Origin of the sequence: Streptomyces sp. NPDC026659, assembly GCF_040638245.1 — a bacterium.
In the GTDB taxonomy this organism is placed as follows: Bacteria; Actinomycetota; Actinomycetes; order Streptomycetales; family Streptomycetaceae; genus Streptomyces.
Genome location: NZ_JBEZXY010000010.1, coordinates 131885 through 152156 on the forward strand (window position 1 = coordinate 131885; position 20272 = coordinate 152156).

Here is a 20272-nt window from a genome sequence, read left to right on the forward strand (position 1 = left end):
GACACAAAGGCGTGATCCCCATGGGCTTCATGACACCCCGGCTCGTCCCCCTGGACGCCGACACCTACCGCGCCCTGCCGCGCCGCGAGCGGCTGGAGGCGCTGACCCGGCACTGGGTCGAGCACGGCTTCGGCAGCCCTTTCGCGGTGTATCTGTTCTACGTCGTCAAATGCCTGCTCTACGTGGGCGGAGCGGCGCTCGTCATCTCGCTGACGCCCGGCCTCGGTTCCCTCGCCGACCTGGCCTCCTGGTGGTCCGAGCCCGTCGTCTACCAGAAGCTGATCGTCTTCACCCTGCTGTGGGAGGTCATCGGGCTCGGCTGCGGCTCGGGGCCGCTCTCCTCCCGGTTCAGCCCGCCCGTCGGCTCAGCCCTCTACTGGCTCAGGCCCGGCACGATCCGGCTGCCCCCGTGGCCGGACAAGGTGCCCCTCACCCGGGGCGACCGCCGCACCCTCACCGACGTGCTGCTCTACGCCGCCGTCCTCGCCTCCGGCGTCTGGCTGCTCACCCGCCCCGGCGACAGCGGCCGGATTCCCGGCTCCGCGCACGTGGGCCTGCTCGACCCTTCGGCCGCCGTACCGCTGATCGTCGCCCTCGCGCTGCTCGGACTGCGCGACAAGACCGTCTTCCTCGCCGCGCGCGCCGAACAGTACGGACTCTCGCTGCTGCTGTTCTTCTTTCCGTACGGCGACATGTTCATCGGCTTCCAGCTCGTCATGCTGGCGATCTGGTGGGGCGCCGCCACCTCCAAGCTCAACCACCACTTCCCGTTCGTGGTCGCGATCATGATGAGCAACGCGCCGCTGATGCCCCGCGGGCTGCGGCCCCTCTTCTACCGCGACCACCCCCGCGACCTGCGCCCCTCCCGCCTCGCGTTCCTGCTCGCCCACGTCGGCACCGCCACCGAGTACGCCGTACCGCTCTACCTCGTCCTCCTCGGCGACGGCGGCCCCCTCACCTGGGCAGCCCTCATCTACATGGCCGTCTTCCACCTCCACATCCTCTCGACCGTCCCCATGGGCGTGCCGCTGGAGTGGAACCTGTTCTTCGTCTTCTCGCTCTTCCATCTCTTCGGCGCCCACGGCGACATCAGCGTGTGGCACCTCCACTCGCCCTGGCTGCTCGCGGTGCTCCTGCCGACCCTCGTCCTGCTCCCGCTGCTCGGCAACCTCCGCCCCGACCTCGTCTCCTTCCTGCCCGCGATGCGCTACTACGCGGGCAACTGGGCCACCAGCGCCTGGGTGTTCACCGGCGACGCCCTGGAGCGCCTGGAAGCGGGCCTGACCACGGTGAGCCGCCTGCCCGTGCACCAGATCGCGGCCCTCTACGACGCCGACACCGCCCTGCTGCTGTCCGGCAAGGTGGATGCCTGGCGGTCCCTGCACTCCCACGGCCGCGCCCTGAACGGGCTCGTCGACCGCCTCACCGAGGGCGAGGAGGACGTGGTGGTGGTCGAGGGCGAGCTGATCGCCGGGTTCGCGATCGGCTGGAACTTCGGCGAGGGCCACCTCCACGACGACCAGTTGCTGCGCGCCGTCCAGGCCCGCTGCGGGTTCGCCCCCGGCGAGGTGCGCGTGATCTGTTTGGAGGGCCAGCCCCTCCACCGGCAGACTCAGGACTATGAGATCCACGACGCTGCCCTGGGCCTCCTGGAGAGCGGCCACGTCACGGTGGGCGACATGCTGAGCCGCCCGCCCTGGCCCGCCGACGGCCCCGACTACCCCGTGCACGACGTGCGTTCGCGGCACCCGCTGCGTCCGGCCCCCAGCACGCCCTCCGTCCCGGACGCCGCCACCCCGGACGCCGCCTCATGACCTCCGCCCTCGTGGTCGGCGGCGGGCCCAACGGGCTCGCCGCCGCGGCCCTGCTCGCGCGGGCGGGCCTTGAGGTCACCCTGCTGGAAGCCTCGGACGAGGTCGGCGGCGGCACCCGCAGCCACGAAGCCCTCGTGCCCGGACTGCTGCACGACCACTGCTCCGCCATCCACCCCATGGCCGTCACCTCACCCGCGCTGCGCGCCCTGGACCTGGAACGGCACGGACTGCGCTGGCTGCTGCCCGAGATCGACTGCGTCCACCCCCTGGACGACGGCGACGCGGGCGTCCTGCTGCGCTCCGTCGAGGACACCGCACGCCTGCTCGGCGCCGACGGCGACCGCTACCGCGCCCTCCTCGGCCCCTCCGTACGGAACTGGGACGCGCTCGCCCAGGACGTGATGGGCCCGCTGCTGCGCGTCCCCTCGCACCCGCTGCTGCTGGCCCGGTTCGGACTGCCCACCACCCTGCCCGCGGCCGCTCTGGCCAGGCTGTTCACTACCGAGCGGGCCCGCGCCCTGTGGGCCGGGGTCGCCGCCCACGCCTACCGCCCGCTCAGCCGCCCGCTCACCTCGGCCATCGGGCTCGGCATCCTCGCCGCCGGGCACGCGGCGGGCTGGGCGGTCGCCGAGGGCGGTTCGCAGTCCATCGCCCGCGCCCTGGAGAAGGTCCTGCTCGAACACGGCGGCTCGATCCACACCGGCGTCCGCGTCACCGACCACCGGCAGCTCCCGCCCGCCGACGTCACCCTGCTCGACCTCGACCCCGGCCAGACCCTCGCGATCTACGGCGACCTGCTGCCCGGCCCGGTACGGTCCGCCTACCGGCGCTTCCGGCGCGGCCCCGGCGCCTACAAGGTCGACCTGGCCGTCGAGGGCGGCATCCCCTGGACCGACGCGGACGCCCGGCGCGCGGGCACCGTCCACCTCGGCGGCACCTTCGCCGAGATCGCCCGCGCCGAGCGCGAGGTGTCGGCGGGCCGGATGCCCGAGCGGCCCTTCGTCCTGGTCGGCCAGCAGTATCTGGCCGACCCCGGCCGGTCGGTGGGCGACGTGCACCCCGTCTGGACGTACGCCCACGTGCCGTACGGCTACGACGGGGACGCCACCGGCGCGATCCTCGCCCAGCTGGAGCGGTTCGCGCCGGGTGCGCGCGAGCGCGTCCTCGGCATGGAGGTCACCCGGCCCGCCGATTTCGCCGCCGCCAACCCCAACTTCGCGGGCGGCGACATCCTCACCGGCGCCAAGACCGTGCCCCAGCTGGTGTTCGGTGCCCGTCCGGCCCTCGACCCGTACGCCACGGGCCTGCCCGGGGTGTTCCTGTGCTCGGCGGCCACGCCTCCCGGACCCGGGGCCCACGGCATGTGCGGCGCGGGTGCGGCGGCTTCCGCGCTGCGGCACCTCGGCGTTCGTACCGATCTGCTCGCGGGCTGAGCGGATGTGGGCGGCCCTTCCGGCTCAACGGGCCGCCCACAGAAGGGTGTTCAGCTCCCCGCGAGGAGCTCCAGCGTGTCGATCACGCGGTTCGAGAAGCCCCACTCGTTGTCGTACCAGGCGACGACCTTGATGTGCCGGCCGTCCACCCGCGTCAGCGCCGAGTCGAAGATCGAGGAGGCGGGGTTGCCGACGATGTCGGCGGAGACCAGCGCGTCCTCCGAGTACTCAAGGACCCCGGCGAGCGGGCCCTCGGCGGCGGCGCGGTAGGCGGCCAGCACCTCGTCCCGGGTCACGTCGCGGGCCACGGTGGTGTTCAGCTCCACGATGGAGCCCACCGGCACCGGCACCCGGATCGAGTCGCCCGACAGCTTGCCGTCCAGGCCCGGCAGCACCAGGCCGATGGCCTTCGCCGCACCGGTCGTCGTCGGCACGATGTTCACCCCGGCGGCACGCGCCCGGCGGGCGTCGCGGTGCGGGCCGTCCTGGAGGTTCTGCTCCTGGGTGTAGGCGTGCACCGTCGTCATGAAGCCGTGCTCGATGCCCGCGAGGTCGTCCAGGACGGCGGCCAGCGGTGCCAGCGCGTTGGTCGTGCAGGAGGCGTTGGAGACGATCGTGTGGAGTGCCGGGTCGTAGGCGTCGGTGTTCACGCCGTACGCCAGCGTCACGTCCGCGCCGTCCGACGGGGCGCTCACCAGCACCCGGCTCGCACCCGCGTCGAGGTGGACGCGCGCGTCCTTGGCGGCGGTGAAGCGGCCGGTCGCCTCCAGGACGACGTCCACGCCCAGCTCCGCCCACGGCAGCCGCGCCGGGTCGCGCTCGGCGAGGACCTTGATGCGGTGGCCGTCGACCACGAGGGTGTCGCCGTCCACGGACACCGGGCGGCCCAGGCGTCCGGCGGTGGTGTCGAAGGCGAGCAGCCGGGCGAGCACGGCGGGCTCGGTGAGGTCGTTGACGGCGACCACTTCGAGGTCGCTCCCGCGCTCCAGCAGGGCGCGCAGCACATTGCGTCCGATGCGGCCGAATCCGTTGACGGCGATACGAGTCATGAATGGTGTCCCTTCCGTTCGCCCCCAGATTCGCGGGCGGCGCGCGGGCGGGGGAGCGGCGGGAGCGCCACGGTTCGCAAGGATCGCGCCAGACGTTCTTCTGCGGCCTGCGACGCCTTCGGTGCCTTCGGTGCCTTCGAGGTCAGCTTCCCTTGGTGAAGGTGCGCCGGTAGTCGCTCGGTGTCGTGCCCAGCACGCGCTGGAAATGCAGCCGCAGATTCGCGCCCGTGCCGAGCCCGACCTCGGCCGCGATCCGCTCCACCCCGTGGTCCGAGCGCTCGAGGAGTTCGCGGGCCAGGTCGACCCGGGCCCGCGTCACCCACTCCATCGGCGTGTAGCCGGTGTCCTCCACGAACCGCCGCGAGAAGGTGCGGGGCGACACCGAGGCATGCCGGGCCAGCGCCGCGAGGCTCAGCGGCTCCCCGAGCCTGCGCAGCGCCCACTCCCGGGTACCGGCGAACCGTTCGCCCAGCGGCTCCGGCACACTGCGCGGCACGTACTGCGCCTGGCCTCCGCTGCGGTAGGGGGCCGCGACCAGGCGCCGGGCCGCGTGGTGGGACGCGGCCACCCCGAGGTCGCCGCGCAGGACGTGCAGACACAGGTCGATGCCGGAGGCGGCGCCCGCCGAGGTGAGCACGCTGCCCTCGTCCACGAACAGCACGTTGCCGTCCACGCGGACCAGCGGATGCCGCTCGGCCAGGGCGCGCGTGTAGTGCCAGTGCGTGGTGGCCCGCTTCCCGTCGAGCAGCCCCGTGGCCGCCAGGGCGAACGCGCCCGTCGAGATGGCCGCGAGCCGCGCCCCGCGCGCGTGCGCCGCGAGCAGCGCGGCCACCACGGCGGCCGGCGGGTCCTCGCGGTCCGGGAACCGGTAGCCGGGCACGAACACGATGTCCGCCCACTCCAGTGCCTCCAGACCGTGCGCCACGTGGTACGACAGCCCGTCGCCGCCGGTCACCAGACCGGGTTCGGCCCCGCAGACCCGCACCTCGTACGGCATGGAGGCGCGGGTCGTGAACACCTGGGCGGGGATGCCCACGTCGAGGGGCTTGGCGCCTTCGAGGACGAGGACGGCGGCGCGCAGCAGCGGGGAGGACGGCACGGGGAGCAGCGTACGAGGAGGGTGAACCGGCGCGTCGGCACCGCGTACGAGGAGAGCGAACCGGCGCGTCGGCAACGGGTGTTCACCGCGTGCCCACGCGTCCCGGCCTGCCGGGAGAGGAAGATCACCCGGCCCGGCGCGGTCTTGGCCGCGCCCTCCGTACGCGGTACCGTCGGTGCGAAATCGACGACGGCGGAACGGAAGCCGGTGGAAATCCGGCACGGTCGCGCCACTGTGTGCGAGGCCCCGCGAGGGGCAGCGCGAGTCAGACCCGTGGCCGTCGTCCTTTGCACCACCGAGATGGGACGCGAATTCCCGAGGAGGTCCTGCCATGGCGCAGACCGTCGCTTCGCCGACAGCCACCAGCCCCGCCGTACCCGCCAAGCTGCCGCTCAAGGACATCGCGCCCTGGGCCGTCTTCTTCGGCGTCCTCATGCTGATCCTGCTCTACTTCGTCGGCGCCGAGCAGGGCGCCACCTCCGTGTTCAACGGCACGGACGTCCACGAGTGGGTGCACGACGCCCGCCACCTGCTCGGCTTCCCCTGCCACTGACGTAAGGGACGCCGCAGGCCCATGAACTCCGCAACGGTCAGAAACCTCCTGGTCCGGGGCATGCTGGCGGGTCTCGCCGCCGGTCTGCTCGCCCTGGTCGCCGCCTACTTCCTCGGTGAACCGAACGTCGACCGGGCGATCGCCTTCGAGGACGCCCACTCCCACGAGCACGAGATGGAGGTCGTCTCCCGCTCCCTGCAGTCCACCGCCGGTCTCGCCACCGGTGTCCTGGTCTACGGGGTGGCCTTCGGCGGCATCGCCGCGCTCGCGTACTGCTTCGCGCTCGGCCGCGTCGGGCGCTTCGGCCCCCGCGCGACCGCGCTGCTGCTGTCCACGGCCGCACTGCTCGCGGTGTACGTCGTCCCGTTCCTCAAGTACCCGGCGAACCCGCCCTCGGTGGGCGACCCGGACACCATCGGCAAGCGCACCACGCTGTACTTCCTGATGATGCTGCTCAGTGTGCTGCTCGCGATCGGCGCCACCCTGCTCGGCAAGCGGCTCGCCCCGAGCCTGGGCACCTGGTACGCCACCGTCGTGGCCGTCACCGCCTTCGCGGTGGTGATCGGCCTCGCGTACGCGTTCCTGCCGGTGATCAACGAGGTCCCCCGGGACTTCCCGGCCACGCTGCTGTGGCGCTTCCGGCTCGCCGCGCTCGCCGTCCAGGCCGTGCTGTGGGGCGGATTCGGTCTGCTCTTCGGCGAGTTGGCCGAGCGACAGCTCAACCCGCGCCCCGTGAAGGCCCCTTCGGTCGCGGCGGTGGCCGCCTCGGGCTGAGCCGGCCGTTCGACGACGGCCGTTTCAGCGACGGCCGTTCAACGACGAGAGGGCCCCGGGACCGTCCGGGGCCCTCTCGCGTTCGTCCGCCCGGCCCCCGCCACTGGGAGCGGCACGGGTTCACGGGCGAAGAGCGGCGCCCGGTGGGACCGAGTACCGGGCGTCGACTCGCTGAACTTAGCTTAGCCTTGCCTAAGTTTCATTGGCCAGTCCGGGAACGGCCGGATTCCGGCGGCGTCGTGTCCCCGGTGAGCGGGCGGCCGAGGCGCAGATTCCAACGCCCGGACCGGCCGCTCAACTCCGTGACGGTCAGTGGGGGTACGTCCAGGCGCCAGAACGTCTCCGGGGGCAGGGTGAGGGCGTGGACGACGGCCGCGCGCACGACTTCCGGTTCGACGACGGCGAGTGTGCGTCCGTCCTCCTTCCCCTCCGACTCCAGCCAGGAGCCGACGCGTTGACACAGCACGTGCACCGACTCCCCGTCGTGCGGGGCGCTTTCGGGATCGGTGAGCCACCGCATCAGCGCCTCCGGCTCGGCCGCGCCCACCTCCTGAAGCGTGCGGCCCCGCCAGCGGCCCGCGTCGAGCGTGGCCAGCTCCGGCAACTCATCGGTGTCGAGCCCGAGTTCGGCCGCCGTCTCGTGGCAGCGGGCGCCGGGGGACCGTACGGCCCGGTCGGAGTGGGGCAGGAAGCCCGCCGCCGCGCGGGCGCGGGCCGCGCCGGAGGGGTCGAGGGGACCGAGCCCGTCGTAGAAGCGGGCCTGCCGCAGCGCCGGGCTGCTCGCGGGCGAGACGAGGAGGACACGGCTGCTCACGGGGCTCCTGGTGCTGTCGTACGGGCGGACGGCGAACGTAACACCGTCACGGTGCGTCGAGGTCCGTACCCCGGGAGACCTCCTCCCAGCCGGCCAACTCGGCCCGGACCGAGTCCAGATGGGCGACCAGGGCGTCCACCGCGTCACCGCCGAGGGCCAGCCGCAGGGGAGTGTGCTCGGCGTCCAGGGCCAGCCGGATCGCCCGGGCGGCCTTGGCTGGGTCGCCGGGCTGGGTGCCGGCGCCGTCCCGCACCAGCCGCCGGGTCGTGCCGACCTTCTCCTCATACGCCGGATGCTCGGCGGAGAAGTACGCCGCGCCCTTGTCGAACAGGCCGGTCCGGAACGCGCCCGGTTCCACGATCAGCACCTTGACGCCGAACGGCGCCACCTCGTCCGCCAATCCCTCCGAGAGCTGCTCCAGGGCCGCCTTCGTCGCGCTGTAGGCGGAGAACCCCGCGAACGACAACTGGCCCCCGTAGCTGCTGATGTTCACGATCGCGCCGTCACCCCGCTCCCGCATCCGCGGCAGCAGCGCCCGGGTCAGCCGCGCGGGCCCGAACACGTGCAGCTCGAAGAGGTCCCGCAGCTCCCGGTCGGTGGTCTCCTCGAACGCGCCGACCTGGGTGCGCCCCGCGTTGTTCACCAGCACGTCCACCCGGCCGTAGCGGGCCAGCACATCGGCGGCGACCGCGTCGACCCGCTCCCCGTCGGTGACGTCCAGCGCGACGGCCTCCACCAGATCGGGATGCGCGTCGACCAGGTCGGCCAGCGCCTCGGGTCGCCGGGCCGTACCGATCACCGTGTCACCGGCGGCGACCGCGGCCTCCGCGAGAGCCCGCCCGAAACCGCTGCTCGCCCCGGTGACCAGCCAGACCCTGCCCTTGTCGGTCATGTGTCCGTCTCCTCCGTGGATCGCCGTACGGGATCTTCCCGTCGATGTCTCCCATCCTTCGCCGCCGACCGGGCCCTGTCCAAGACCTGCTGTGATAGCCATGCGGCATGGATGTCCACGGACGGGATCTGCGCTACTTCGCCGCCGTAGCCGAGGAGTTGAGCTTCACTCGGGCAGCCCAGCGGCTCTTCGTCTCCCAGCCCGCGCTGAGCAAACAGATCCGGATGCTGGAGAGACAGCTCGGCACGGAACTGTTCCGGCGGGACCGGCGGACGGTACGGCTCACCCCGGCGGGGGAGGCCCTGCTGCCGCACGCCCGCGCCGTGCTGGCGGCCTGGACGGAGGCGGAGGCCGCCGTGACCGAGGCGAGGGCCGCTGAGCGCGGCACGCTGGTGATCGGCATGTCCACGAGTCCGGGGCGCGGGCTGCTGCCCGCTCTGCGGACCCGGTTGCTTACCGCGCATCCCGAGGCACGGCCTGTGTTGAGGCAGGTCAACTGGGCCGACCCCAGCGCGGGGTTGGCCGACGGGTCGAGCGATGTGGCGTTCGTCTGGCTGCCGTTGGCGGGCGGTGAGCGCTATCGCTGTGTCGTGGTGGCCGAGGAACCGCGTCTGGTGGCGTTGCCGCGCGGGCACCGGCTCGCGACGCACGACGGGGCCGTGGACTTCGCCGACCTCCTGGACGAGCCGTTCCTCGCCCTCCCGGCGGAGGCGGGTCCGCTGCGCGCTTTCTGGCTGGCCTTGGACGCCCGGGGCGGCCGCCCACCCCGGATCGGGGCCGTGGTGGGCAGCGCCGAGGAGACCCACGAGGCGGTCGCCAACGGACAGGGCGTCGTCCTGCTGGCCCGGGGCAACGCCCCGCTGGTCGTCCGGGACGAGGTGGTCGCCGTACCGGTCCGGGGCCTGTCTCCGGCGCGGTTGGCGGTGGCCGCCCGACGGGACGACGAACGACCCTTGGTGCGCGGCTACTTGGAAGCGGCGGCGAAGGTGGGGGCTTCCTGACCCGGCGGCTTCACGCGTCCGCTTGAAGCTGGCTCAGCGCTGCCGTCACCAGCGCCGCCGTCCCCGTCTCCAACGTCAGCCGGACGCTGGGGAGATAGTGCGGGGAGTGGTTGCCGGGCAGGGTGCGGAACTTCTCGGCCGGGGTGTCGCCGGGGGCCGCGGCCCACTGGGCCGGGCCCACCGTGCCGAGCATCCAGTAGCCGCCCAGGATGCCGGGGTGGCCGTGGAGTTCGGCGCCCGCTCCGGTGAGCAGCGGGAAGTCCTCGGTGGCCGTGGTGGCGGGCCAGCCCGTGACGCGGGCCGGGCCGAACGCCGCGCGGTGGGCCTGTCGTACGGCCGTCGTGACCGTGGGGTCCGGGAGCGTGACTCCCGAGCGGGACAACTCGGTGACGGTGACCCGGGGCGGCAGCGCGGCGGCGGCCGCCTCGGCGCGGGCCACGCGCTCCACGGCGGCGGCCGCGGCGGAGAGCGCCGACTCGGAGAACGCCCTGATGGTGACGCGGAGTTCAGCGCGGGCGGCGATGACGTTCCCGGCGTGAGCGGCGTCGCCCGTGTGCAGTGCGGCGGCCGTGACCGTCAGCCGCTCGGCCGGGTCGGACTCCCGGGCCGCGATGGCGGGCAGGCGGGTGACCACTCCGGCCGCCGCCGACAGCGGGTCGGCCGACAGGTGCGGGGTCGCCGCGTGGCCGCCGTCGCCCTCGAAGACCAGCTCCAGTGTGCGGCTGCCGGCCAGCACCGGGCCGTCGGCGTGGGCCACCATTCCCGCCGGGAAGGCGGCCGTGTGCTGGGCCAGGACCACGTCGGGCACGGTGATCCGCTCGTACAGCCCGTCCTCCAGCATGGCCCGCGCCCCGCTCAGGGTCTCCTCGGCGGGCTGTCCGGCGACCAGGAGCGTGCCGCGCCAGCGGCCCGGGTGCGCGGCGAACCAGCGGGCGGCCGCCGCCACGCAGGCCAGATGCGCGTCATGGCCGCACGCGTGCATCACCGGCACCGGGCGCCCGTCGGGGCCGGGCGCGGTGACGGTGCTCGCGTAGGGGGCGCCGGTGCGCTCCGCGACCGGCAGGGCGTCGAGTTCGGCGCGCAGGAGGACGGTTGGGCCGTCGCCGTTGCGGAGTTCGGCGGCCACGCCATGGCCGCCCACGCCGCGCAGCACGCGGAAGCCGTCCGACTCCAGCCAGGCGGCGAACCGGGCGGCCGTACGGGCCTCCGCGCCGGAGAGTTCGGGGTGCTGATGCAGATCGAGGTACAGCTCGGCGGCCGGGGCGAGCAGGGGGCGGATGTCGGGCAACTCGGCGCCAGGGGCGGGGGATTCACGGAGGTCGGGCACGGCGGGGCTCCTCGGGATCACGACCGGCCCGGGTGGAACGCGGGGGCGCGGCGGCGGGACTTGGGCGGAACATGTCAGCGATGTGACAGCGGAACGCCAGGGCGGTGACAACGGACGCGCGTAGAAAAGGAGCTGCCGAAGGCCACGGCCTCCGGCGGGTTCGCCGCACCACCGGCCGGGAGCCGTCCCGTCCGGAGTCACGTCCCCTGACCCGGAAGGAGCCATCATGGCTGACAACAACCTCGCCTCCCTCGCCCAGGAGATCCTGGACCTGGAGTCGGAGACCTTCGAGATCACCGACTACTCGGACGCCAGTGAGGTCATGCTCGGCTCGTCCACGAGCTGCTCCTCCACGAGCACCTGCTCCAGCACGACCAGCACCACCTCCTGCACCGCCTGACGCTCGTCGTCGGCACCGACGGTCCCCGGCGCGCACCTCGCGCGCCGGGGACCGTCCGTGTGAACGAGCTCTGGTGCAGGGCTCGTTCACTTCCCCGAGAGCCTCAGGGGAACGGATGCGGCACGTGCCGCAGCTCCTCCTCCCGCAGCGGAGCCGCCACCATCCCCGCCCGGTGCGGAGCCGTGCGCAGCCGGGGCATGTGCAGCGCCCGCTGTCGCGGCCAGCCGAAGTCGATCGGCAGCAGCCCGGGTGCGAGCGTGGCGACCGTGCGCAGCCCCATCCGCCGCTGCTCGGGCGTCGTCTGGTCCACGGCGACGACATCGCATCCCGCTCCGGCCAGCAGATCCCGCAACAGCAGGAGATCGTCCCGGAGATCGCCGGTACGGGGACGCAACTCCTCCCACCCGGCGAACAGTTCGACTGGGGTAGCCGTGCGTGGCGGGTTCAGATACCCCCGTGCGTGTTCCCGCATCGCGGGCAGCCCGAACAGCGCCGCGTGGTCGGGCAGCCGTCGTACCAGGTCGAAGTCCTCCACCATGGCAACGAGTTCGGCGGGACGCTCCGCCACCTGACCCGGCAGATGCGGGATGTACGTCAGGATCTCGGACACCGCCGACTCCACGGCCGTCTCCGGGGCGAAGGAGGCGCCCGCCGCGAAGGCGAGGGTGCCCGGGCCGTCGTCGCGGCGTACCGCGAGGCCGGTCACGACGGGCACCGGGAGGTCCACCCGGTTGTCGAAGACATGCACGTCGTAGCCCTGGAGCGCGGCCCGCGCGACCATCGCCCGCACCCGGGGACCGGCCACCGCCGCCAGGTCGATCTCGGGCAGCGGGAGGTTCCCGTACCAGCCGAGCAGGAAGGCGTCCCGCTCGACCAGTTCGAGCAGCCCGAAGAAGACCGCCTCCTCCCAAGTGCCTCCCGTGGCACAACCGTTGGAGCACTCGAAGACGAAGTTGTCGGCCCGGGTGCCCGCGCTGTAGTACACCAGCCGGGCCGGGACCAGGACTTCGCGCTCGTCGCGCAACGACCAGCCGCTCACCCAGGGGATGGGCCGGGCCGGGTCGAAGGGCTCGACCATCGGGTCTTCGGTGTAGGTGCGGGGTCCGTAGAGCCCGCACGTACGAGGGTCCAGGGCGCGGTCGCCCAGCTCCTCCAACGAGGCGGTGACGACCGGCGCGCGATGACGCCGGTGCGTGCCCGCGTACCGCTCCAGGCCCTCCAGGAACGCCAACTCCCTGCTGTTTGCGAAGGAGTTGGACTGGCCGCTCCAGGTGACGTCGGTGAGCCCGGCGTACCCGCGCATGAAGACGCTGCCCGCGACCGGAGCCGTCGTCGGCGAGGTCACGTCGATCCAGGTGCCGCCGCCGAGCACCCCGCACACCGGGTTGGCGAGCCCCTTCACCGGGAGCGGATAGTCGGCCGCGCGGCGCAGCCGGTACGTTCCCGGGTCGGGCTTGGGCAGGGCGGCGGGCTCCGACAGCGTGGCCTCGGCGGCCGCGCGTGCCGTGTCCTCCTCGGTGAAGGGACGGCAGTGCGGGCACATCGGCTCGGGCACCAGCGGGAAGGTGCGCACCCGCAGGGTCTCCAGGTCCACCTCGGTGACCTGCGGCAGCGCGGCGTCCGCGCCCCGCGCCGGGTGCCGGGCCGCGCCCGAGGCGATCAGCCGGTGCAGCGACCACACGGCGTCCACCGTGTGGTCGGGCAGCACGGGCCACTGCCCGGCCGCCGTCGTCTCGATACCGGTCTCCAGCGCGTCCCGCTCGGTACGGGTGCGCAGCCGCTGGCGGCGCATCGCCAGACAGGTCCCACACGCGGACGGCGTCTCCGGCGCCCCGCCCCACGGCCCCAACAGCACGGCCTGCGCGGTGAGATGAATCTCCGCCGGGTTCGGCGGCAGCCCGGCGCGGACGCTCTCGCCGAGCACATTGGTGTCGCCGATCCGGGAGACGGCGGGCGCGGGCAGCCCGGCCGCGGCGGCGCGCGCCGCGAGCCGGGCCTCCAGGTCGGCCCGCGCGGCCTCCAGTGGCGCAGGTGCGAGCGTGGTCGTCATGTCCGGTTGCTCCAGCGGAAGATCCGGGTGGCGATCAGTCCGAAGACCGCGGCGAACACGACGAGCCCGAGGCAGTCGAGCGCGATGTCCCCGAGGTCGCCCCGGCCGCCCATCGCGTCGGTGAGGCCGTCGTTGAGGTAGTGCAGCGGCAGCACCTTGGCCACCGTGCGCAGCCAGCTCGGCATCAGGTCGTCGGGGAAGAACGAGCCGGACAGGAACGCCATCGGCACCATCACCAGGTTGGCGATGGCCGCGACCGCCTCCGGGGTGTTCGCCAGGCTGCCGACGACCAGACCCATCGCGAGGAACGCGGTCACCCCGAGCACGAGCAGCGGAAACGCCGCCCACCAGGGGCCGTTGAGCTCAAGGCCGAAGAACGGCAGCAGGGCGACGGCGGTGAACAGCAGCGTCTGCGTGAGCGCCACGGCCAGCGCGACTGTCCAGCGGGACGCGATCAGCGTGCGCAGCGGGGTCGGGGTGCGCCAGATCAGCCGGAGCAGGTCGTCACGGCGCTGTTGCATGAGGGAGAACCCGACCGAGAACACGGCCGCGTTGCCCACGCCCCACGACAGCACGCCCGGCGCGATGTAGTTGATGGACGCGAGACCGCCGTCGACGTGCTGGCCCTGGAAGATCAGCCCGAACAGCACCAGGAAGGCCAGCGGGAAGGCGAAGGTGAAGAAGAGGGTCGTCTTGTCGCGCACGCTCGCGACATAAGTGGCCCTGGTCAGTGCGGCGTAGGCGCTCAACGGTGGTGCTCCGATCCGGTGCCGGTCAGCGAGAGGTAGGCGTCTTCGAGGGTGGGGGTGCGCACGGTGACCGAGTCGATGTCGACCAGGTCGCCCAGCGCGGGCAGCACGCGGTTGGGCACGGTCGTCTCCAGGACCAGGTCGTCGCCCTCCACGGTGGCCCGGTCCACCCCGTCCAGGGCGAGCGCGGCCTCGGGGGTGAGCCGCCCGGCGGGCACGAGGAGCCGGGTCGGCGCGTGCAGGGCACGGATCAGATTGCGGGGCGAGTCCAGCGCGACGACCCGTCCGCCGGCGATGATCGCCACCCGGTCGCACAGCGCCTCGGCCTCGTCCAGGTAGTGGGTCGTGCAGATGATCGTGCGCCCCTCGGAGCGCAACGACTTGAGCAGCTCCCACAGTTCGCGCCGCGCCTCCGGGTCGAGCGCGGCCGTCGGCTCGTCCAGGAAGATCAGCTCCGGCTCGTTCAGCAGCGCCGTCGCGACCGCGAGCCGCTGGCGCTGGCCGCCCGAGAGATGGTCGATCCGGGCGTTCTCCTTCTCGGTGAGCCCCACCCGCTCCAGCGCCGTCGTCGCCACCTCCGGGCCCATGCCGTAGAGCGCGGCGACCGTGCGCAGATGCTCCCCGGCGGTCAGCCGGGCGAAGAACGCCGAGGACTGGGTCTGTACACCCATCCGCGCCAGCAGCTTGGTGTCGCGCGGCCACGGGCTCTGCCCGAAGACGCTCACGGTGCCCGAATCGGCCTCGCGCATCCCCTCGACGATCTCCACGAGGGTGGTCTTGCCCGCGCCGTTGGGGCCGAGCACACCGAAGAACTCGCCGTGCCGTACGGAGAGCGAGACCCCGTCGAGGGCGGTCACGTCGCCGTAGCGCTTGGTCACGCCCGTGAGGTCGACGACCGTCTCGGCGGGGGGTTCGGGGTGCGCGGCGTCGGACTCGGTCTCGGGACCGGTCTCGGGCGCGGTCTCCGTCTTGCTGTCGGGTGTGCTCATCTCGCCTTTCCTTGCTGTGTCCGGAGCGGCCGGGACGACCGCCGGGGCGGTACCCCCCGGCGGACTGTGGGGGTGGGGGACGACCTGTGGGGCCGTCTGTGGGGTTGCCTGCGGGGCGGGGGCCGCTTCCGGTGCCGCCGCCGCGCGCCGCTCCCGCAGCGAGCGCCCGAGCCCGCCCAGCGCCCAGAGCAGCAGCACGGCCGCGAGCAGGGCAGGAGGCAGCGACCAGGCCAGCGCCGCATAGCGGTCCGGGAGCAGCGAGCGCAGCGCGAACCCGCACAGCGCGAGCAGCGCCGCGCTCTGCACGGCGATCAGCAGCACGAAGCCGCCGTACAGCAGCCGCAGCCGCGCCGGGTACGCGGCGACGCCCGGACCCCGCCGGAACACGCGCAGTACCGCGAGCGCCATGAACGTGCGGCTGTTGCCCGCGAGTTCGACGACACCGAGGGCGTGGGCGAGCGCCTTGTAGCCGTCGAGCGGCGGCAGCGGGAGGAGGTTGGCGAGGCCCAGCACCGTGCCGAGCAGCAGCAGCGCGCCGAGCGCGGAACGGCCGTCGGCACCGGCCGGGAGCAGCGCCCACACCGGGTAGAACGGCACCAGGAAGAGGAGGTTGGCGAACACCCCGGCGCAGGCGGTGGCCACCTTGCGGGCCCGGCTGCCGAGGAACTGGACGTCCTCCACCTCGCAGTAGAGGTACGTCGCGAAGCAGAACCAGCGCAGCCCGATCTCGGTGACCTTCCCGCCCCAGGCCCGCGCGAACAGCCCGTGCGCCAGCTCGTGCAGCGCCAGACCGCACCACAGCACACAGCCGATCGCGAACAGCAGCACCGGCTGCCGCGCGGTCTCCTCCGTCTGCCGCCACAGCGTGCCCGCCTGGACGACGACGCCGACGAGCACGCCGACCGCCAGCGCCGTGAGCACCGCGAGGACGCCCGGGCGGCGGGCCCAGGCGGTCATGCCGTGCAGTCTGTCCATCAGCGCGGGCGCGTCCGCGACCATCCGCGTGCGCCCGGCGAGAATCCCGTTCGGCGGATGCTCAGGGCCGGTCGGCGGCCCCGCGGCCGGTGCGGGGGAGCCCTCCAGCAGACCCCGGCCGTGCAGCAGCCGCAGCAACTGCCCCCACTGCGCCTCACCCAGCCGCGCCCCGAACGCCCCGGCGTACTCCTGCCCGATCTCCGCCAGCGTGCGGCTGCCGTCCAGGCGGCTGATCAGGAAGTGCTCCTTCGGGCCGAGCTCCAGACGGTGTCCCGTGCGCGGGTCCTTCAGCAGATGGACCCGTGCCGCCCCGCGCACGAGCGCGGGCCCCTGGACGAGGTCGGGACGAACTCGGGGCCGGGCGGCGAGAAAGGTCTCGGTGGTCACGCCCCGCCCTCCGGCTCCGGACACGCGCCGCCGTCGCCTGCCGCATCCGCGCCGCCGTCACTCGCCGCATCCGCATCGTCCTTCGCCCCGTCGCGCAGGGCGCGCGCGAGCACGTACGACAGGAACGCCTCGTCCCGCACGGTCATGCTCAGCCGGTTGTTGGTCATGTGCATGTACGGCGAGAGCAGCATGGGCAGCGCCTGCCCCGGCCCCTCGGGGACGATGTCCCGGGTGCCGTCGTACGACCGGAAGACCAGCGCGTCCCTCTCGGCCAACTCGGTGGCCCGGTCCCGGAGTTCGGCGCAGTGCCCGGCCCAGCCGCGCAGGAACGCGGGGAGCTTCGCGGACTCGCCCTCGGCCACCGCGCGGCGGATCTGCCGGAAGCGCCCGGGCAGGCTCGTCCCCATCCCGGAGTACGCGAGGTCGTAGCCGTCGTCGGCGGTGTAGTTGGTGGTGCTGAACGCCCGGTTCCAGAAGGTGTGATAGCGGTCCAGGAAGTTCAGCAGGGCCTCGTCGTCCCGCAGGAACGTGCCGGACATGACCATCATCAGCTGCGCGGAGAGCCCCAACAGCACCGTGCGCACATGGAGGTTCATCGTGCGCGCGGCCTCGATCACCAGGTCGCTGGAGCGCTGGAAGTGCCACTCGGCCAGCTCGATCCCGGCCGGGCCGCCGTACTTGCCGTACTCCGGCTCGTAGGGGCGGTCCTCGAAGGAGTTGTTGGGCCGCAGCAGCATCTTGCCGTCCGGGCCCAGGTACTCCGAGCGCTCCTCGTCGCCGAACTCCAGGGTGAACAGCGTCTCGTAGAGATCCGCGAAGAAGCCGTCCTTCACCTCGTACAGCGCGGGCCGCTCCCGCAGGAACGCGGTGAGCGCGGCGTGCGCCCGCTCCCGTACGGCCTCGGCGTCGGCCGCGCGGGCGGGCTTGAGGCGCAGCCGCAGATGCGGGCCCTCCAGCCAGTAGTTGATGAAGAAGTACCCGGCGAGCAGCCCCTCTTCGGTGAGCGCGTCCACCAGCGGGCGGACGCACTGGAGGAGCAGCGGGCGGGGGCTGGCCGCGTAGAAGACGTGCACGGCCAGCCACTCGCCGGGGGCGTCGGGGGCGTCGGGGGTGTCGTCCCCGGCGGCCGGGCCGGGCGCGGTGGAGGGTTCGGTGGAAACGGTCATCGGGGTCCGTCCTCTTCGGGCCGTCCGGCCGGGCCGGGGAGCAGTTCTACGGCGAGTTCGGCGACGTGCCGGCCGCGCGGGGAGGTGACGTGCAGCTCGTCCTCGCCGGGGAGCATCTCCTCGAACACGGTCCGGACGTGCTTCCCGGCGAGGAGTCCTTCGAGGGCGGTGAGGGAGAGCGGGGACTCGAAGTCGACGTACTGCGGCTTCGACCCGCCGAACCAGGCCGGTGCGCCCCCGGCCCCGGACTCCTCGTGGACGGTCGCGAACACCCGCGAGGGCAGCCCCTGTTGGAGCCGCCAGCGGTGCCAGCCGAGATACCACTCGCCGTCCGTCGTGCCGGGCGCCCGCAGTGGGAGCGAGCCGTCGGCGGCCGTCCAGGAGCGCCGCTGGAGGACCAGCGCGTGATGGCGCACGCGGGGCCTGCGGGTCACCCCCGCCTCGGCGGCTCCTTCCGGCACCCCGCGCCACACGTCCGGAACGGCTCGGGAGGTGGGGGAGAACAGGAGGAGGGTGCGCGGGATCTCCGGCAGGACCATCGGGACCAGATAGCCGAGGTAGACCGGGACGACCTCGCGGTCCAGGCGGCGCGAGCGAAGCAGCAGACGGTCGGTGCCCTCGTCGTGCACGGCGTACAGGTCGTCCAGGTGGAGGCGGGCCTCCTCGGGGGCGGTGCTGTGTTCGCCGGGGCAGACGATCTCGTGGTCGGTGAGGCGTCCGTGCAGGTTCAGGTTGGTGGTGGCGGCACCGGCGGTGACCTCGGCGAGCACGGCGCCGGGCGGCAGCGTGCCGCGCAGCTCCTCGCGCAGGGCGTCGGTCAGGCCGGGGGAGTCCGGGCCGTCGAAGCAGTGCGTGAAGCGGGTGAAGGGGAAACTCAGGCCACCGTAGGAGTTGTTGAGAACGGCCAGCGGGCCGCCCTCACGGCGGGCGAGCTGGAGGAAGTGGCTCTGCGGGGCGAACGCGGGTGCGGCAGAGCCGAGTTCGCGTGCCGCCTCGTCCACGGTGGCGTCGTCGAGGACGAACTCTTCGGTGTCGGCGGACAGTTCGGCCCAGCTCGCGCGCATCCGGGCGGTGAGTGCCGCGCGGGCCCGGTCGACGGCCGTGATCTCGGGCATGCCGAGCCAGTTCTCCTCGGGCGCGTGGCTGCCGTCGGGGAGGTAGCCGCTCTTGGCCGAGGTGAACTGGAGATACTGGCGGAAGATGTCCTCGTGGAAGTCGTGGACCAGGCGCAGCAGATCGTCGCAGCGGCCGCCGCGTCCGTAGCGGGCGAGGAAGAAGCCCTTGAGGGTGAGGCGTTGGGGGAGCGCCACGTCGAACGCGGGCAGGACGCGCCCGATCGAGCGCAGCGGGCCGTCCGCCAGCGCGGCCCACTCGGCGAGTCCGGCCGTGGTGGTCCCGGCGGAGACGTCCTCGTAGAGCAGGGTCTGCGGGAGCACGGGTCGTTCGGCTCCCAACTCGGTTTGCAGGGACAGGAGTTCAATGCGCAGGGCGGAGAGTAGCGCGCGCCGGGTGGGTACGTCCGCCGCCGGATACCCGGCGATGGCGGCGGCCGGTCCGTCCAGCCGGATGGCGAGGGCGTCGGCCCACGGCAGTCCGAGTCCGCGCAGCGCGTCCTGGAACGCGGCCAGCGGGTCGGGGCTGTGCACGCTCGTCTCCAGCGCGGGCAGGCGCAGCATCCCGAGGTCGCGCAGCGCGGCGAGATAGTGCTCGGCCTCCGCGTCGCCGGCGCCGGTGGTGTCCGCCAGCCAGCGGGCCAACTCGCCATGCGTCAGCGGAGTTTCCGCGTCACGCAGCAGGTCCAGCATGCCGTCCAGGGCGCCCTGGCGACGCAGGAAGAACAGCCGGTCCTGGGCCGCGTCGAAGCTGACCGGCGCGCTGTCGTCGCCCGCCGTCACGGCCCGGCGGACATAGCGCACCCGGTCGTCGTCCAGTTTCCAGCCGGAGGCGAGCGCGACCGGCAGCCCGGCCCGGCGCTCCGGGTCGGCGGTGATCAGTTCCGCGAGCCGGGCGAGGACGACGACGTTGAGCCGGGGATGACTCGTCCAGGCGTCCCCGACGACGGTCTCGGCAGCCTCTGATGAGAAGTGCCCGAGCGCCACACCGGTCAGGGTGCTGAAGGGGCTGGTCTTGCAGGCCGTCCGGTAGAGGTACGAAAGCAGCGAACGCTCCATCTTGCGGGCCCGTTTGCCCGGCACCGGCGCCGGATCGGCGACGAACGCGTCGAGCCGTTCCTCCAGCGTGGGCGAGGCCAGCAGCAGGCCCCGGCGCAGCCGGTCGTCCTGGGCGAGCCCGCGCAGCGCGGCACGGGTGCGCACCAGCTCGTCGGCGACGACCTTCTCGCCCTCGACGCGCAGCTCCTCGAAGCGGACGCGGGCGTCCAGCCAGGCGGCGAGGTCCGCCCCGGTCGTACCGCCCAGCCCCGCGGCCAGGGCGCGGGCCTCGGCCAGGTCGGCGGGGAGCCGGTTGTTGAAGACCTGCCGTCGCAGCGCGAGCAGGCGGCGGCGCGGCGTGGCGTCCTCGGTCGCGCCGACGGCGGCGGACAGCGGATCGCTCAGCCGGGCGCCGAGGTCGTGCAGCCGTGATTCCTCGGCGGCCGTGCGGGCGGCCCAGTCGGCCGCCTCGGGCGCGCGCAGCGCCTCCACGGAGGTGACGGGCAGACCGGCCACGCGCAGCATGAACCGGCGGTGCAGGCCCACGGGTCCGGCGGTGCCGGGGGTGTCCTGCGCGGTGGTGGCGGTCGGGCTCATGCCGGGCCCCTTTCGTCTGTTGGCCGCTGGTCGGTCGACCGCTCGGCTGTCGG

At 73.4% G+C, this 20272-nt stretch carries 16 protein-coding genes and 1 riboswitch; of the genes, 6 read left to right on the plus strand and 10 right to left on the minus strand.

Annotation, left to right across the window (positions count from 1 at the left end):
* Positions 1–20: 20 nt before the first annotated feature.
* Together AB0E91_RS24620 and AB0E91_RS24625 are read left to right on the plus strand one after the other, a co-directional pair.
* The gene (locus AB0E91_RS24620) at positions 21–1814 is read left to right on the plus strand and encodes a DUF3556 domain-containing protein (protein WP_361785839.1); all 1794 of its coding nucleotides are present in this window, start codon (positions 21–23) and stop codon (positions 1812–1814) included.
* Positions 1811–3247 carry an NAD(P)/FAD-dependent oxidoreductase gene (locus tag AB0E91_RS24625; protein ID WP_361785842.1) on the plus strand — a complete coding sequence of 479 codons (1437 nt, stop codon included), beginning with the start codon at positions 1811–1813 and terminating at the stop codon, positions 3245–3247. The genes AB0E91_RS24620 and AB0E91_RS24625 overlap by 4 nt, the downstream gene beginning before the upstream one ends.
* 50 nt (positions 3248–3297) lie before the next feature.
* On the opposite strand, the gene gap is transcribed toward AB0E91_RS24625, so the two are convergent.
* Together gap and AB0E91_RS24635 are read right to left on the minus strand one after the other, a co-directional pair.
* A complete protein-coding gene (gene gap, locus AB0E91_RS24630; protein WP_361108954.1) occupies positions 3298–4296 on the minus strand; it encodes a type I glyceraldehyde-3-phosphate dehydrogenase in 999 nt (332 codons plus the stop codon).
* Between the two features lie 142 nt (positions 4297–4438).
* Positions 4439–5395: a helix-turn-helix domain-containing protein gene (locus AB0E91_RS24635; protein WP_361108951.1), complete on the minus strand. Its 957-nt coding sequence runs from the start codon at positions 5393–5395 to the stop codon at positions 4439–4441.
* 156 nt (positions 5396–5551) lie between these two features.
* Positions 5552–5692, plus strand: a riboswitch (cobalamin riboswitch).
* Positions 5693–5726: 34 nt separating this feature from the next.
* Between AB0E91_RS24635 and AB0E91_RS24640 the strand changes: the two genes are divergently transcribed.
* Positions 5727–5948 (plus strand): CbtB-domain containing protein, encoded by a 222-nt coding sequence (locus AB0E91_RS24640; protein WP_161182617.1) that lies wholly within the window; start codon positions 5727–5729, stop codon positions 5946–5948.
* 21 nt (positions 5949–5969) lie between these two features.
* Positions 5970–6722: a CbtA family protein gene (locus tag AB0E91_RS24645; protein ID WP_361785847.1), complete on the plus strand. Its 753-nt coding sequence runs from the start codon at positions 5970–5972 to the stop codon at positions 6720–6722.
* Between the two features lie 199 nt (positions 6723–6921).
* Here AB0E91_RS24645 and AB0E91_RS24650 read toward each other — a convergent pair whose 3' ends face one another.
* On the minus strand, positions 6922–7536 hold the full coding sequence (locus AB0E91_RS24650) for a histidine phosphatase family protein (RefSeq protein ID WP_361785850.1): 615 nt from the start codon (positions 7534–7536) through the stop codon (positions 6922–6924).
* A 46-nt stretch (positions 7537–7582) separates the two neighbouring features.
* The gene (locus AB0E91_RS24655) at positions 7583–8428 is read right to left on the minus strand and encodes an SDR family NAD(P)-dependent oxidoreductase (protein WP_361785853.1); all 846 of its coding nucleotides are present in this window, start codon (positions 8426–8428) and stop codon (positions 7583–7585) included.
* 107 nt (positions 8429–8535) lie between these two features.
* On the opposite strand from AB0E91_RS24655, the gene AB0E91_RS24660 reads away from it, so the two are divergent.
* Positions 8536–9429, plus strand: a complete 894-nt coding sequence (locus AB0E91_RS24660; protein WP_361785856.1) for a LysR substrate-binding domain-containing protein — start codon at positions 8536–8538, stop codon at positions 9427–9429.
* A gap of 10 nt (positions 9430–9439) precedes the next feature.
* On the opposite strand, the gene AB0E91_RS24665 is transcribed toward AB0E91_RS24660, so the two are convergent.
* Positions 9440–10756, minus strand: coding sequence for an amidohydrolase (locus AB0E91_RS24665; RefSeq protein ID WP_361785858.1), 1317 nt, complete (start codon positions 10754–10756; stop codon positions 9440–9442).
* Positions 10757–10982: 226 nt separating this feature from the next.
* On the opposite strand from AB0E91_RS24665, the gene AB0E91_RS24670 reads away from it, so the two are divergent.
* Positions 10983–11156 (plus strand): thiazolylpeptide-type bacteriocin, encoded by a 174-nt coding sequence (locus AB0E91_RS24670; protein WP_018548797.1) that lies wholly within the window; start codon positions 10983–10985, stop codon positions 11154–11156.
* A 103-nt stretch (positions 11157–11259) separates the two neighbouring features.
* Here AB0E91_RS24670 and AB0E91_RS24675 read toward each other — a convergent pair whose 3' ends face one another.
* From AB0E91_RS24675 to AB0E91_RS24695, 5 genes are read right to left on the minus strand one after another with little or no spacing between them, the layout of a single operon-like run.
* On the minus strand, positions 11260–13206 hold the full coding sequence (locus tag AB0E91_RS24675; RefSeq protein ID WP_361785861.1) for a TOMM precursor leader peptide-binding protein: 1947 nt from the start codon (positions 13204–13206) through the stop codon (positions 11260–11262).
* Positions 13203–13955, minus strand: coding sequence for an ABC transporter permease (locus tag AB0E91_RS24680; protein WP_361785864.1), 753 nt, complete (start codon positions 13953–13955; stop codon positions 13203–13205). The genes AB0E91_RS24675 and AB0E91_RS24680 overlap by 4 nt, the downstream gene beginning before the upstream one ends.
* Positions 13952–16306: an ATP-binding cassette domain-containing protein gene (locus tag AB0E91_RS24685; RefSeq protein WP_361785867.1), complete on the minus strand. Its 2355-nt coding sequence runs from the start codon at positions 16304–16306 to the stop codon at positions 13952–13954. Before AB0E91_RS24685 ends, AB0E91_RS24680 begins: the two co-directional genes overlap by 4 nt.
* Positions 16303–17472, minus strand: coding sequence for a lantibiotic dehydratase C-terminal domain-containing protein (locus AB0E91_RS24690; protein ID WP_361785870.1), 1170 nt, complete (start codon positions 17470–17472; stop codon positions 16303–16305). The genes AB0E91_RS24685 and AB0E91_RS24690 overlap by 4 nt, the downstream gene beginning before the upstream one ends.
* On the minus strand, positions 17469–20219 hold the full coding sequence (locus tag AB0E91_RS24695; protein WP_361785873.1) for a lantibiotic dehydratase: 2751 nt from the start codon (positions 20217–20219) through the stop codon (positions 17469–17471). Before AB0E91_RS24695 ends, AB0E91_RS24690 begins: the two co-directional genes overlap by 4 nt.
* Positions 20220–20272: the final 53 nt, after the last annotated feature.

Excerpts from the sequence above, each read along its gene's own strand:
- AB0E91_RS24620 (WP_361785839.1), top strand. The coding sequence starts at position 21 with ATGGGCTTCATGACACCCCGGCTCGTCCCCCTGGACGCCGACACCTAC.
- AB0E91_RS24625 (WP_361785842.1), top strand. The coding sequence starts at position 1,811 with ATGACCTCCGCCCTCGTGGTCGGCGGCGGGCCCAACGGGCTCGCCGCC.
- gap (WP_361108954.1), bottom strand. The coding sequence starts at position 4,296 with ATGACTCGTATCGCCGTCAACGGATTCGGCCGCATCGGACGCAATGTG.
- AB0E91_RS24640 (WP_161182617.1), top strand. The coding sequence starts at position 5,727 with ATGGCGCAGACCGTCGCTTCGCCGACAGCCACCAGCCCCGCCGTACCC.
- AB0E91_RS24645 (WP_361785847.1), top strand. The coding sequence starts at position 5,970 with ATGAACTCCGCAACGGTCAGAAACCTCCTGGTCCGGGGCATGCTGGCG.
- AB0E91_RS24655 (WP_361785853.1), bottom strand. The coding sequence starts at position 8,428 with ATGACCGACAAGGGCAGGGTCTGGCTGGTCACCGGGGCGAGCAGCGGT.
- AB0E91_RS24660 (WP_361785856.1), top strand. The coding sequence starts at position 8,536 with ATGGATGTCCACGGACGGGATCTGCGCTACTTCGCCGCCGTAGCCGAG.
- AB0E91_RS24670 (WP_018548797.1), top strand. The coding sequence starts at position 10,983 with ATGGCTGACAACAACCTCGCCTCCCTCGCCCAGGAGATCCTGGACCTG.
- AB0E91_RS24675 (WP_361785861.1), bottom strand. The coding sequence starts at position 13,206 with ATGACGACCACGCTCGCACCTGCGCCACTGGAGGCCGCGCGGGCCGAC.
- AB0E91_RS24690 (WP_361785870.1), bottom strand. The coding sequence starts at position 17,472 with ATGACCGTTTCCACCGAACCCTCCACCGCGCCCGGCCCGGCCGCCGGG.
- AB0E91_RS24695 (WP_361785873.1), bottom strand. The coding sequence starts at position 20,219 with ATGAGCCCGACCGCCACCACCGCGCAGGACACCCCCGGCACCGCCGGA.